Raw genomic sequence first — 12,435 nt, 5'->3', positions numbered from 1 at the left:
GCCCCACCGCCGGAAACGCCGGAGCCCGGCGCCTGCGCAGGCGCCGGGCTCCGGCGTTTCCGGGGGACGGACGGGCTCAGGTGCCCGCGACGCGCCTCACCCCTCGCCCCGTCCGGGCATCGCGGCCCGCACCGCGGCGGCGACTTCGCCCGCGGCCGGCGGGAACAGGATCGAGTAGTGGTTGGTGTCGTCGACGCGGCGGGCCGGCATCCGGTCCGGGTCGAGGCCGGCCGCGGCGACACGGTCGGCATCGTAGAGCGCCCGCGGTTCGTCGAGCAGGCCCCGCTCGGCCCACAGCAGGGCGCCGCGCACCTGGGACCGGTACACGGCGGCCAGGACCTCGGGGTCCCCGAGCACGTCGGCGCCGTCCGCGCGCACCGCGTCGAGCACACAGCTGCTGCGCAGTTCGGGCGCGCGGCCCGTGAGGTCGCGGTCGACGTAGGCGGCCACCCGCGGGCCCCAGTGCGGGGCGAGCGCGGGATGGGCGCGGAAGAACGCGAGGTAGGCGTCCCGGTCCGTGAAGGTCATGGACAGCCGGTCCATCGCCGGACCGATGACGGCCTGCAGCAGCTCGTCGATGTCGGTGCCCGCGGGCGCGGGGAAGCCGAGGCCGCCGTCGACCAGGACCACGCGCGGGAAGCGTTCCGGGTGGCGGGCGGCGGCCAGCGCCGCCACGAAGGCGCCCATGGAGTGCCCGAGGAGCACCGCCTGCCGCCGGCCGAGGTGGTCGAGGAGCGCGACGGTGTCACGGACGTGCGCGGCCAGACCGTACGGACCGGGCAGCGCCGCGCTGGCGGCCCGCCCCCGCAGGTCGGGGGCGTAGAGGTCGGCGTCCGGCAGTTCCTCGGCCACGGCCGCGAACGCCAGGGAGTTGGCGGTGATGCCGTGCAGTGCGACGACCAGCGGGCCGGGGCCCGGCCACCGGGTGACGGCCAGGTCGCCGCCGCTCACCGGGACGGTGAGACTCCGCGTCTCCGGGCCCGCGCCGGACGTGGTCATGAACTCCTCCTTCGGCCCAGGGCGGTGATGCCGCCGGGCGCGGCGTAGACGGCGACGACGAAGAGCGCGCCGAGGACCAGCATGGGCTCCACACCGAGGTTCCAGCCACCGAGCCGCTGGTCGAGGTAGGTGAAGAGCACCCCGCCGACGAGGGGCCCCCAGCGGGTGCCGCTGCCGCCCAGCACCACCATCACCAGCAGGGTGAGGGTGAACTCCGGGGTGGAGGTGTGCGGGGTGGCGCCCGCCGTCACCAGCAGGTGCAGCACGCCGCCGAGGACGGCCAGGGCGGACGCGAGGGTGAAGGCGCCCAGTTTGTAGGCGAACGAGCTGCGGCCGAGGACCGCGACGCGCTGCTCGTTGTCGCGGATGCCCTGCCAGACACGGCCGACCGGACGGGCGGTGACGGTCCACACGACCGCCGCGACCAGGGCCAGGTAGCCGAGGGCGAGCCAGTAGATGTGGGCGGTGTTCTGCACGCCGACCAGCGCCGCCGGCACCCCGTCGACGTGCAGGGGCAGACCTTCCTCGCCGCCGGTGAGACCGCCGGGGTTGCGCTCCACGTAGATCGACCCGGCCTGGGCGAAGGCGAGGGTGACCATGGCGAAGCCCACGCTGCCGAGGGCGAGTGTGCGCAGCGAGATGGCGCCGAGGACGACGGCGGCCAGCGTGCCGAGGGCCAGGGTGAGCAGGGCGGCGGGCACCAGCCCCAGGCCGAGCTCGGCCATGGCCAGCTGGGTGCCGTAGGCGCCGCCGGCGATGTAGAGGGCGTGGCCGAAGGACAGCAGCCCGGTGCGGCCGAACATCAGGTCGTAGCCGAGCGCGAGTCCGCCGAAGATGAGGCAGAGCGCGAACAGCTGGAGCGAGCCGGGGGAGTTGACCGGCCCGTCGAGCAGGACCGGGATGTCCACCGCGGAGTACGGCAGCAGTGCGAGGAGCAGCAGCACGGCGGCCGGGACGGTCAGCGGCCGGAGCCTGGGCAGCCGCCCGGCCCGGTCCGCTGCGGGGCCCTTCACCGGTGCGGTGGCGGGCGTGGCCCGCGGGGTACGGGTGGCGGTCATGCCGTGCCTCCTGCGGTGTGTGTCCGGCGTGCGGTGAGCGCGCGGCGCAGCCGCAGCAGCGGCGCACCGGTGCCGGCCGCAGGCCGGGCCAGCACCACGGCGGCGAGCAGGAAGACGACGGCGAGGTCGCCGTATCCGCCCGCGTAGTAGTTGGCGTACTGCTGCACCAGGCCCACGCTGAGCGCCGACAGCGCGACGCTGGTGATCGAGACCAGGCCGCCGATGATCACGACGACGAAGGCGAAGACGAGCAGCGAGGTGCCCTGATGGGGGGAGAGCGAGCCGAAGTAGATCCCGCCGAGCACGCCGGCCAGCCCCGCGAGGGCGCCGCCCAGGGCGAAGACCAGGGTGAAGGCGCGGGTGACGTCGATGCCCAGCGCCGTCACCATGGCCCGGTCCTCGACCCCCGCACGGACGATGAGCCCGTAGCGGGTACGGGACAGGAACATCCGCACGCCGAGGAGGACGAGCAGCGCGACCGCGACCAGCAGGAAACGGTTGACGGGCACCCGGGCGCCGAGCACCCCGACGGTGCCGCTCAGCGCGTCGGGGACCGGGAAGGTGCGGGCGTCCGCGCCCCACACGGTCTGTACCAGGGCAGGGACGGCCAGTGAGAGCCCCACGGTCACCAGGATCTGCTCCCTGGCCCGGCCGTACAGCCGCCGGATGAGGACCAGTTCCACCACCACCGCGAGGGCGAGGCCGGTGGCCGTGCCCACCACCGCGGCGAGCAGCAGCCCCGGGACCCCGCCGACCGTCTCGGCGGTGCGCCAGGCGGTGTAGCAGGCGACGGTGAGGAACGCGCCGTGCGCGAAGTTCAGCACGTCCATCAGCCCGAAGATCAGGGCGAGACCGGAGGCGATGAGGAAGTACAGGGCACCCAGGCCGAGGCCGGTCAGGGTGAGCAGGACGAGGGTGTCCATCAGGCGGCTCCGTTGCTCGAGTGACTGCCGACACCCAGCAGCGCGGTCGTCCGGGCCGTGTCCGCGAGCAGTTCGCGCGCGTCGCCCGTGTGCACCACCCGGCCGGCGTCCAGCACGACGGCGCTCCTGGCCAGCCGGCGCACGACGGCGAGGTTCTGCTCGACGAGCAGCAGCGGTACCCGCTCGGCGGCGCGCTCCAGCACTTCGGCGGCCTCGGTGACCACGCGTGGCGCGAGGCCCTTGGTGGGTTCGTCGACGACGACGAGGACGTTGTCGTTGAGCAGGGTCCGGGCGAGGGCGACCATCTGCTGCTGGCCGCCGGACAGGGTGCCGGCTCGCTGGCCGCGGCGGGCGGCCAGTTCGGGGAAGAGGTCGTGCACGAGGTCGTAGTGGTGGGCGTGTCCCGGGCGTTCGGCGAGGGCGAGGTTCTCGGCGACGGTCAGGCCGGCGAAGACGCCCCGGTCCTCGGGGGCGTAGCCGATGCCGCGCCGTATGGTGCGGTGGGTGGGCTCGGCGGTGATGTCCTCGCCGGCGAGGGTGACGCGGCCCGCGGTCACCCGCCCGCCGTCGGGCAGCAGCCCGAGGATCGCGCGGAGGGTGGTGGTCTTGCCCACGCCGTTGCGTCCCAGCAGGGCGGTCACCCCGGAGGAGGGGACGTCGAAGCCCACGCCGGTGAGGATGCGTGAGCCCGCGATGTCCACGTCCAGGCCCCGGACGGTGAGGATCGGTGGCGGCGAGGTCACAGCTCATCTCCCAGGTAGGCCTGTTGAACGGTCGCGTCCGCCATGACCTCGGCGGGACTCGCGGCGGCGAGCAGCCGCCCGTGGTGCATGACGGCGACCCGGTCGGCCAGGCCGAGCACCACGTCCATGTGGTGCTCGACCAGCAGCACGGTCCGGCCCTCGTCGCGGTGCAGCGAGCGGATGAGGTCGGTGAGTTCGCCGGTCTCCTCCGCGGCCACCCCGGCCATCGGCTCGTCCAGGAGCATCAGCCGCGCTCCGGCCGTGCCGCCGTCGAGGGTGGGGGCCAGCAGCATCGCCAGCTCGAGTTTGCGCTTGTCCCCGTGGGACAGGCCGGCCGCGAGGTCGGCGCCGCGGTCGGCCAGCCGGACCCGCGCCAGCAAGCCGGTCACGTCGTCCGCGCCGACCCTGCGCACCCCGGCGGACCGGGCGGCCAGTTCGACGTGTTCGGCCACCGTCATGGTCGAGAAGACCGAGGACGACTGGAAGGTGCGCCCGATGCCCCGGCCGGAACGCCGGTGCGGGGCAAGGGCGGTGACGTCGTGACCGTCCAGGCGGACGGCGCCGCCGGTCGGCCGGATCAGGCCGCTGACCAGGTTGAACAGGGAGGTCTTCCCGGCGCCGTTGGGGCCGATGACGGCCAGCAGTTCCCCCTCGCGCACGTCGAGGGAGACGTCGCTGATGATGTCGGCGCCGCCGACGGACCAGCTGAGCCGGTCCAGTTGGAGTACGGGCGTCATGCGTCAGCCGATCTTCTTCTCGGCGGGCGCGACCTGCTCGGCGGGGAAGGTCCGCGACACCTCCGGTTCGCCGGCCGTGGTGAACTTCGCCTGGAAGGTGGGCTGGAGCAGCGCGTGGTCTCCCGCCCGCACGGTGTTCTGCCCCTTGACCCCGGAGAAGGTGAAGCCCTCGAGGGCCTTGACCATGGCGTCGGTGTCCGCGTCCGCCCCGCCGGCCCGGACGGCCTCGACGACCATCTGGGCGGCGTTGTATCCGTCCGGCGTGAACAGGTCCTCCTCCCACTTCTTCTTCCCGAAGTACGCCCGCATGGCCTCGGCTTCCGGGGTGCCGGCGGCGCCGGGCACGTAGTGGGCCAGCAGGGTGACCTTCTCGCGGGCCTTGCCGAAGACGGGGTAACTGGCCCGGCTGTCCAGGCCGGTGACGACCGTCGCGGCGTCCAGTACGCCCTGCTGCTCCAGGGTCGACCACATCGACTGGGCGGTGTCACCCGCCCAGGCCACGAACACCATGTCCGGTCCGGCCGCCTTGACCTTGCTCGCCACGGGGGTGAGGTCGGTGGCGCTGGGCGGGGCCAGCACCGGGGTCACGGTGGTGCCGCCGGTGCCCAGCACGGACTTGACGGCCGCCGCGTTGGCCTGACCGAAGGCGTTGTCCTGGGCGAGGACGACGACCTTCTTGCCCTGGGAGTCGCCGAGGATGCCCTTGGCGGTCATCACGTCCTGGTAGGTCTGGCGGCCGGAGCGGAAGGTGTACCGGTTGGCGGCGGTGAGCGCGTCGGTGGCGGCGGGCCCGCTGATGTACAGCGTCTTGTTCTGCGCCGCCACGGGGGCGATCTGGGTGGCCACTCCGGAGGCCGCGGAGCCGGCGATGATCGGCACCCCCTGGCCGATGCGCTGTTTGGCCAGGGAGACGCCCTTGGCCGGGTCGCCGCCGTCGTCGTCCTTCAGCAGGGTGACCTTGACGCCGTCGACGGTGCCCGTGCCGCCGGTGGCGTGGTCGAGGCCGGCCTCGAAACCCCGCAGGTACTGTTCGCCGTAGGAGGCCAGCGGTCCACTGGTGGAGGTGATGAGGGAGACCCTCACCTCCTTCGAAGCGGAGGAGGCGCTGCTGCCCGGGCTGGAGCACGAGGCGGTGAACGCGGTGGCGATCACGGCCACGGCGGTGGGAAGAAGGACGGATCTACGCATGACCGGACGGCTCCTCAATGCGGCGGTGGACGCGCCCGGAGCGATGGCTCCGTCACGGAAACACCGTGCCCTGGGCGGTACCCGGCAGTGTGTTTCCCGCCACCAGAGGCCCACAATGTGGTCCGCCTCCATGCGGAACGGCTCGACCATGTAGGCCGCACCCGTGGGTCGGCCGTCGCCGGGAGGTGCGGCACCGGGCTGCCCGCGGGCGCTCCGCCCCACGTCGGACGGGGCCGGTGCACCGCCCGCGGCGCGGACGGCCAGCCTCACCGACGGGGCCGGTGCACGCCCGCGGCGCGGACGGGCGTCGGCATCCGGGCCCGGTGGTGTGGACCTGTGACTGTCGAGGGGCCCTTGGCCAGCAGATTCTTCGGCATGTAGCGTCGTCCGCATGAAGATCCTCATCAGCGCCGACATGGAGGGCGCCACCGGCGTCACCTGGCCGGCCGACGTGCTGCCGGGGACCCCCCAGTGGGAGCGGTGCCGGTCCATGTTCACCTCGGATGTCAACGCCGCCGTGCAGGGCTTCTTCGACGGCGGCGCCGACGAGGTGCTGATCAACGAGGCCCACTGGACCATGCGCAACCTGCTCCTCGAACAACTGGACGAGCGGGCCGAGATGCTCACCGGCCGGCACAAGGCGCTGTCCATGGTCGAGGGCGTGCAGCACGGCGACGTCGACGGCATCGCCTTCATCGGCTACCACGCGGGCGCCGGCATGGAGGGCGTCCTCGCCCACACCTTCCTCGCCAACTCCATCACCGGCGTGTGGGTCAACGACGTACGGGCCAGCGAGGGCCTGCTCAACGCGCACGTGGTCGCCGAGTACGGCGTGCCGGTGGTCCTGGTCACCGGCGACGACGTGGCCTGCGAGGACGCGCTCGGCTACGCGCCCGAGGCCATGAAGGTCGCCGTCAAGGACCATGTGTCCCGGTACGCGGCGGTGTGCCGCACCCCCGCCCGCACCGCCGCCGACATCCGCGCCGCCGCCAAGGACGCGACCGCGCTCGCGGTGCGCCGGGAGCCCGTCGACGGCGGGCCCTTCACCGTGGCGGTGGAGTTCGACGCGGAGCACCTCGCGATGGCCGCCACCGTCGTACCGGGCGTGACCCGGACCGGTGAGCGGAAGGTCGCGTACACCAGCCCGACCATGTACGAGGGAATCCGCACCTTCAAGGCGGTCACCACGATCGCCTCGAACGCGGTGGAGGAGCAGTATGGCTGACGCGCGGGCCCTGGACGAGGTCGTGACCTTCACGTCCGACCTGATCAGGATCGACACGACCAACAGGGGCGGGGGCGACTGCCAGGAGCGGCCCGCCGCCGAGTACGCCGCCGCCCGTCTCGCCGAGGCCGGCCTGGAGCCGGTGCTCCTGGAGCGCACCCCCGGCCGGACCAACGTCGTCGCGCGCCTGGAGGGCAGCGACCCCTCGGCCGACGCGCTGCTCGTCCACGGCCACCTGGACGTCGTACCGGCCGAGGCGGCCGACTGGAGCGTCCACCCGTTCTCCGGGGAGATCCGCGACGGGGTCGTCTGGGGGCGCGGCGCCGTCGACATGAAGAACATGGACGCGATGATCCTGGCCGTGGTGCGGGCCTGGGCCCGTGAGGGCGTACGGCCCCGCCGGGACATCGTCATCGCCTTCACCGCCGACGAGGAGGCCAGCGCCGAGGACGGCTCCGGCTTCCTCGCCGACCGGCACGCCCACCTCTTCGAGGGCTGCACCGAGGGGGTCAGCGAGTCGGGCGCCTACACCTTCCACGACGGCGCCGGGCGGGAGTTCTACCCGATCGCGGCCGGCGAGCGCGGCACCGCCTGGATGAAGCTCACCGCCCGCGGCCGGGCCGGACACGGCTCCAAGGTCAACCGGGAGAACGCGGTGACCCGCCTCGCCGCCGCCATCAACCGGATCGGCGAACACGAGTGGCCGCTGCGCCTCACGCCGACCGTGCGGGCCGCGCTCACCGAGATCGCCGCCGTGTACGGCATCGACACCGACCTGTCCGACGTGGACGCCCTGCTGGACAAGCTCGGCCCCGCGGCCAAGCTCGTCGAGGCCACCGTCCGCAACAGCACCAACCCGACCATGCTGGACGCCGGGTACAAGGTCAACGTGATCCCCGGGGAGGCCGTGGCACACGTCGACGGCCGGTTCCTCCCGGGTGCCGAGGACGAGTTCCGGGCGACCATGGACCGGCTCACCGGACCGGACGTCGACTGGGAGTTCGCGCACCACGAGACCGCCCTCCAGGCGCCGGTGGACACCCCGACGTTTTCCCGGATGCGGGCCGCCGTCGAGGAGTTCGCGCCCGAGGGGCACGTCGTGCCGTACTGCATGTCCGGCGGCACCGACGCCAAGCAGTTCTCCCGGCTCGGCATCACCGGCTACGGCTTCGCACCGCTGAAGCTGCCGGAGGGCTTCGACTACCAGGCCCTCTTCCACGGGGTCGACGAGCGCGTCCCGGTCGAGGCGCTCCACTTCGGCGTCCGGGTCCTCGACCGGTTCCTGCGGACCGCCTGAACGCGTGGGGGAGACAGTGCAGACGGAGGCGTACGGCGAGTGGCCCTCGCCCATCGACGCGGCCACGGCCGCGGCCCACGACGGCAGCCCCGAGTTCGCGGGCTTCGTCGGCGACGAGGTGTGGTGGACCGAGCCCCGGCCAGCCGAGGCCGGCCGGCGCACCCTGGTGCGGCGGCACGCCGACGGCACGGAGGAGTCCGTGCTGCCGGCCCCGTGGAACGTGCGCACCCGGGTCATCGAGTACGGCGGCCTCCCATGGGCCGGCACCGTGCGCGACGGCGGCCCGGTCGTGGTGTTCGTGAACTTCGCCGACCAGCGCCTCTACCGGTGGGAACCGGGCGCCGCGCCACGCCCCCTCACCCCCGTCTCCCCGGTCGGGGACGGGCTGCGCTGGGCCGAGCCGGTGCTGCTGCCGGAGCGCGACGAGGTGTGGTGCGTCCTGGAGGAGTTCACCGGCGACGGCCTGAGCGACGTCCGCCGCGTCCTGGCCGCCGTGCCGCTGGACGGCTCGGCCGCCGACGACCGGGAGCGCGTGCGGGAGCTGAGCGAGGGACGGCACCGGTTCGTCACCGGGCCGCGCCTGTCGCCCGACGGACGGCGCGCCGCCTGGATCGGCTGGGACCACCCGCGCATGCCGTGGGACGGCACCGAACTCCTCGTCGCCGACGTCGCCCCGGACGGCACCCTCACCGGCGCCCGCGTGGTGGCCGGCGGCCCTGAGGAGTCCGTCCCCCAGGTGGACTGGACCCCCGACGGCCGGCTGCTGTACACCAGCGACCGCACCGGCTGGTGGAACCTCTACCGGGACGGGGAGCCGCTCTGCCCGCGCGAGGAGGAGTTCGGCGGACCCCTGTGGAAGCTGGGGCACCGCTGGTTCGCCCCCCTGGACGGCGGCCTGATCGCCGTCCTCCACGGCCGGGGCGCCCCCGTGCTCGGCATCCTCGACCCCGAGACCGGTGAGGTCTGCGACGCCGCCGGCCCCTGGACCGAGTTCGCGCCGACCGTGGCCGCCCACGGCGAGCGGGTCGTCGCCGTCGGCGCCGGACCGCGCAGCGGCCACGAGGTGGTGGAGCTGGACACCAGGACCGGCCGGGCCCGCGTGATCGGCGCCGAGCACCGGGACGCCGTGGACCCCGCGTACTACCCCGAACCGCGGATCCGCACCTTCACCGGACCGGACGGCCGGGAGATCCACGCCCAGGTGTACCCGCCGCACCACCCCGGCCGCACCGGCCCCTCCGACGAGCTGCCGCCCTACGTGATCTGGGCGCACGGCGGCCCCACCGGCCGGTCGCCGCTCGTGCTCGACCTGGAGGTCGCCTATTTCACCTCGCGCGGCATCGGCGTCGCCGAGGTCAACTACGGCGGCTCCACCGGCTACGGACGCGCGTACCGCAACCGGCTGCGCGAACAGTGGGGCGTGGTCGACGTCGAGGACTGCGCGGCTGTCGCGCGGGCCCTCGCCGACGAGGGCACCGCCGACCGCGACCGGCTCGCCGTGCGCGGCGGCAGCGCGGGCGGCTGGACCACCGCCGCCTCGCTCACCACGACCGACGTCTACGCCTGCGGCACCATCATCTACCCGGTGCTCGACCTCGCCGGCTGGGGCACGGGGGAGACCCACGACTTCGAGTCCCAGTACCTGGAGACTCTCGTCGGCCCGCGCGCCGAGGTTCCCGAGCGGTACGTGCGGCGTTCGCCCGTCGAGCATGCCGACCGGCTGTCCGTGCCGTTCCTGATGCTCCAGGGACTGGACGACGTGATCTGCCCGCCCGTGCAGTGCGAACGGTTCCTGGCCCGGCTGGCCGGCCGGGGCGTGCCGCACGCGTACCTCACCTTCGAGGGCGAGGGCCACGGCTTCCGGCGGGCGGAGACGATGGTGCGCGCACTGGAGGCGGAGATGTCCCTGTACGCCCAGGTGTTCGGGATGAGACCGCCGGGAGTGCCGACGCTGGAGCTGGAGGCGTGAGCCGGGTGGAAGAGCTGCGGCGGCCGCCCCGCCTCGCCCCCGGCGCCCGGGTGGCCGTCGTCGCCCCCAGCGGCCCGGTGCCCGAGGACCGGCTCCGGGCCGGGCTCGACATCCTGCGCGGCTGGGGCCTCGACCCGGTGGTGGCCCCGCACGTCCTCGACCGGCACGGCGGGCTCCGCTACCTCGCGGGCGGCGACGCCGGGCGGGCCGCCGATCTCCAGTCGGCCTGGTGCGACCCGGGCGTCGACGCGGTGATCTGCGCCCGCGGCGGCTACGGCGTGCAGCGCATGGTCGACTCCCTCGACTGGGAGGCCATGCGGGCGGCCGGACCGAAGGTGTTCGTCGGGTTCAGCGACATCACCGCGCTGCACGAGGCGTTCGCGGTCCGGCTCGGTCTCGTCACCCTGCACGGGCCGATGGCCGCGGGCCTCGACTTCGTGAAGAGCGCGCGCGCCCAGGACCATCTCAGGGCCACCCTCTTCGCCCCCGAGACGGTCCGCACCATCGTCTCCGACGGCACCGCCCTCGTCCCCGGCAGGGCCCGCGGAGTCACCCTGGGGGGCTGTCTCTCCCTGCTCGCCTCCGACCGGGGCACCCCGCACGCCAGACCCTCCGCCCGCGGCGGACTGCTCTGCCTGGAGGACGTGGGGGAGGAGACCTACCGGCTGGACCGCGACCTCACCCAGCTGCTGCGGGCCGGGTGGCTGGACGGCGTCCACGGGCTGCTGCTCGGCTCCTGGGCGCAGTGCGAGCCGTACGAGGGGGTGCGGACGCTGCTCGCCGACCGGCTCGGCGGACTCGGTGTGCCGGTGGCCGAGCAGTTCGGGTTCGGCCACTGCGACGACGGGCTCACCGTCCCCTTCGGCGTGGCCGCGGAACTCGACGCGGACGCGGGCACGCTGACCCTGGACGAACCGGCGCTGACCTGACACCGCCGGACCTCGACGAGCGGCGTCGAGCCGCTCGTCGAGGTCCGGCGGTGCGTCGTAGGGTGGCGGCGTGCCGCACACCACTTCCCGCTATCTCATCGAGGGCGCCCGCGTCGGGCTGCGTCACTTCACCCACGCGGACGCCGCCGAGTTCACCGCCCGCGCCCGGGAGAGCAAGGACCTGCACCACCCCTGGCTGTTCCCGCCGGACACCGCGGCCGCCTACGCCGCGTACGCGGGACGGCTGATCGAGGACCGCACCAAGGCGGGGTTCCTGGTCTGCGAGAAGGAGGCGGACGGCGGCCTCGCCGGCTTCATCAACATCAACAACATCGTCCACGGCGGATTCCTCTGCGGCGCGCTCGGCTACGGCGCCTTCGCGCACGCGGCGGGCCGCGGACTGATGCGCGAAGGGCTGCACCTCGTCGTGCGCTACGCCTTCGGGCCGATGCGGCTGCACCGGCTGGAGATCAACGTGCAGCCCGGCAACGCGGCCTCCATCGCCCTGGCCCGCGCCTGCGGGTTCCGCCTCGAGGGCTTCTCCCCGAAGATGCTCTTCGTCGACGGCGCCTGGCGCGACCACGAACGCTGGGCGATCACCAGCGAGATGACGGCGGGCCGCTGAAGAGCGCACTCCGCGCGGGTGAGCATGACCGGCATGCGGACCATCGTCGTGGCGGGCGCCCCCTCCACCCTGAGCCCTGCGTCCGATCGTCCGGTCCGCCCCGGGCGTCGCTCAGATGATCGGGCTACCGGCAAGGGCTCAGCAGACCCGGACTCCGTCGATCATGTTGTTCCAGGGGGTGTTCGCGAGGCTGTCCTCCGTGTGGGGTGCCGTGCTGCCGAACTTGTAGACCCAGGAGCCCTCCCAGTTGTAGAACTTGGCCACCGTGCCGGTGGTCTGGTTGTTCTTGTACGAGGTGAGGGTGTCGTTGTTGAAGGCGTAGTCGTTCAGGTCGCGCAATGCGCAGACGGTGAGCGACAGCTTGGTTCCGGTCCAGTTGGCACCCTGCCAGAGGCACAGGTACTCGTAGGAACAGCTGGTGTCGGCCACGCCGGGCACGGCCATCGTGATGGTCGCGCTGCCGTCCTTCGCCCGGATCTCGTTGTACTTCACCTGTTCCGCCGGAACCTTCATGTCCGCCAAATGGGCGTTCACCCGGTCCTGCAGCTGGGCCGCCTGCCGGGCCGAAAGGCCCACCGCCTTCGCCTCCGCCGCGTACGTCGACTCGGCCGGCCGCGTGGCCGGGTCCGTAGCGGCCGCGGCGGTGCTGCCGGCTCCGAGTGCCAGCGCCATGCCACACAGCAGGGCTGAGGCGCGCTTCGTGATCTGGGATCGGACATTCATGGGGTTTCCTCCGTCGGTG

Annotated in this window: 12 protein-coding genes; 5 read left to right on the top strand and 7 right to left on the bottom strand. The window is 73.5% G+C overall.

Annotated elements, in window-relative coordinates; all coding sequences use genetic code 11:
• Positions 1–96 precede the first annotated feature (96 nt).
• The 6 genes from ACZ6A9_RS26355 to ACZ6A9_RS26330 are packed head-to-tail and all read right to left on the bottom strand — an operon-like array spanning position 97 to position 5,648.
• The gene (locus ACZ6A9_RS26355; protein WP_468989840.1) at positions 97–999 is read right to left on the bottom strand and encodes an alpha/beta hydrolase; all 903 of its coding nucleotides are present in this window, start codon (positions 997–999) and stop codon (positions 97–99) included.
• Complete coding sequence (locus ACZ6A9_RS26350; protein ID WP_468989837.1) at positions 996–2,057, bottom strand: branched-chain amino acid ABC transporter permease; 1,062 nt, start codon at positions 2,055–2,057, stop codon at positions 996–998. The genes ACZ6A9_RS26355 and ACZ6A9_RS26350 overlap by 4 nt, the downstream gene beginning before the upstream one ends.
• Entirely contained in the window at positions 2,054–2,980 is a 927-nt protein-coding gene (locus tag ACZ6A9_RS26345) for a branched-chain amino acid ABC transporter permease (RefSeq protein ID WP_468989835.1), read from the bottom strand. The genes ACZ6A9_RS26350 and ACZ6A9_RS26345 overlap by 4 nt, the downstream gene beginning before the upstream one ends.
• Positions 2,980–3,723 (bottom strand): ABC transporter ATP-binding protein, encoded by a 744-nt coding sequence (locus ACZ6A9_RS26340; protein WP_468989832.1) that lies wholly within the window; start codon positions 3,721–3,723, stop codon positions 2,980–2,982. Before ACZ6A9_RS26340 ends, ACZ6A9_RS26345 begins: the two co-directional genes overlap by 1 nt.
• Positions 3,720–4,460, bottom strand: a complete 741-nt coding sequence (locus ACZ6A9_RS26335; protein ID WP_468989830.1) for an ABC transporter ATP-binding protein — start codon at positions 4,458–4,460, stop codon at positions 3,720–3,722. The genes ACZ6A9_RS26340 and ACZ6A9_RS26335 overlap by 4 nt, the downstream gene beginning before the upstream one ends.
• Before the next feature lie 3 nt (positions 4,461–4,463).
• Positions 4,464–5,648, bottom strand: coding sequence for a substrate-binding domain-containing protein (locus ACZ6A9_RS26330; protein ID WP_468989826.1), 1,185 nt, complete (start codon positions 5,646–5,648; stop codon positions 4,464–4,466).
• 391 nt (positions 5,649–6,039) lie between these two features.
• Between ACZ6A9_RS26330 and ACZ6A9_RS26325 the strand changes: the two genes are divergently transcribed.
• The 5 genes from ACZ6A9_RS26325 (at position 6,040) to ACZ6A9_RS26305 (ending at position 11,693) form a co-directional block, all read left to right on the top strand.
• On the top strand, positions 6,040–6,873 hold the full coding sequence (locus ACZ6A9_RS26325) for a M55 family metallopeptidase (protein ID WP_468989823.1): 834 nt from the start codon (positions 6,040–6,042) through the stop codon (positions 6,871–6,873).
• A complete protein-coding gene (locus ACZ6A9_RS26320; RefSeq protein WP_468989821.1) occupies positions 6,866–8,170 on the top strand; it encodes a M20/M25/M40 family metallo-hydrolase in 1,305 nt (434 codons plus the stop codon). Before ACZ6A9_RS26325 ends, ACZ6A9_RS26320 begins: the two co-directional genes overlap by 8 nt.
• Before the next feature lie 4 nt (positions 8,171–8,174).
• Entirely contained in the window at positions 8,175–10,139 is a 1,965-nt protein-coding gene (locus tag ACZ6A9_RS26315) for a prolyl oligopeptidase family serine peptidase (protein WP_468989819.1), read from the top strand.
• A gap of 5 nt (positions 10,140–10,144) precedes the next feature.
• A complete protein-coding gene (locus tag ACZ6A9_RS26310) occupies positions 10,145–11,068 on the top strand; it encodes a S66 peptidase family protein (RefSeq protein ID WP_468989989.1) in 924 nt (307 codons plus the stop codon).
• 70 nt (positions 11,069–11,138) lie between these two features.
• Positions 11,139–11,693: a GNAT family N-acetyltransferase gene (locus ACZ6A9_RS26305; RefSeq protein ID WP_468989818.1), complete on the top strand. Its 555-nt coding sequence runs from the start codon at positions 11,139–11,141 to the stop codon at positions 11,691–11,693.
• Between the two features lie 138 nt (positions 11,694–11,831).
• Here ACZ6A9_RS26305 and ACZ6A9_RS26300 read toward each other — a convergent pair whose 3' ends face one another.
• On the bottom strand, positions 11,832–12,416 hold the full coding sequence (locus tag ACZ6A9_RS26300) for a peptidase inhibitor family I36 protein (RefSeq protein ID WP_468989816.1): 585 nt from the start codon (positions 12,414–12,416) through the stop codon (positions 11,832–11,834).
• Positions 12,417–12,435 lie beyond the last annotated feature (19 nt).

The sequence above is a fragment of the Streptomyces sp. NPDC041124 genome, assembly GCF_055592385.1.
Note: the sequence above shows the minus strand (reverse complement) of the source record. Positions and strands in the feature narration are given on the sequence as shown.

Bases quoted from the DNA above. Each gene is read 5' to 3' on its own strand.
- ACZ6A9_RS26355 (WP_468989840.1), bottom strand. From the start codon at position 999: ATGACCACGTCCGGCGCGGGCCCGGAGACGCGGAGTCTCACCGTCCCG.
- ACZ6A9_RS26350 (WP_468989837.1), bottom strand. From the start codon at position 2,057: ATGACCGCCACCCGTACCCCGCGGGCCACGCCCGCCACCGCACCGGTG.
- ACZ6A9_RS26345 (WP_468989835.1), bottom strand. From the start codon at position 2,980: ATGGACACCCTCGTCCTGCTCACCCTGACCGGCCTCGGCCTGGGTGCC.
- ACZ6A9_RS26335 (WP_468989830.1), bottom strand. From the start codon at position 4,460: ATGACGCCCGTACTCCAACTGGACCGGCTCAGCTGGTCCGTCGGCGGC.
- ACZ6A9_RS26330 (WP_468989826.1), bottom strand. From the start codon at position 5,648: ATGCGTAGATCCGTCCTTCTTCCCACCGCCGTGGCCGTGATCGCCACC.
- ACZ6A9_RS26325 (WP_468989823.1), top strand. From the start codon at position 6,040: ATGAAGATCCTCATCAGCGCCGACATGGAGGGCGCCACCGGCGTCACC.
- ACZ6A9_RS26320 (WP_468989821.1), top strand. From the start codon at position 6,866: ATGGCTGACGCGCGGGCCCTGGACGAGGTCGTGACCTTCACGTCCGAC.
- ACZ6A9_RS26300 (WP_468989816.1), bottom strand. From the start codon at position 12,416: ATGAATGTCCGATCCCAGATCACGAAGCGCGCCTCAGCCCTGCTGTGT.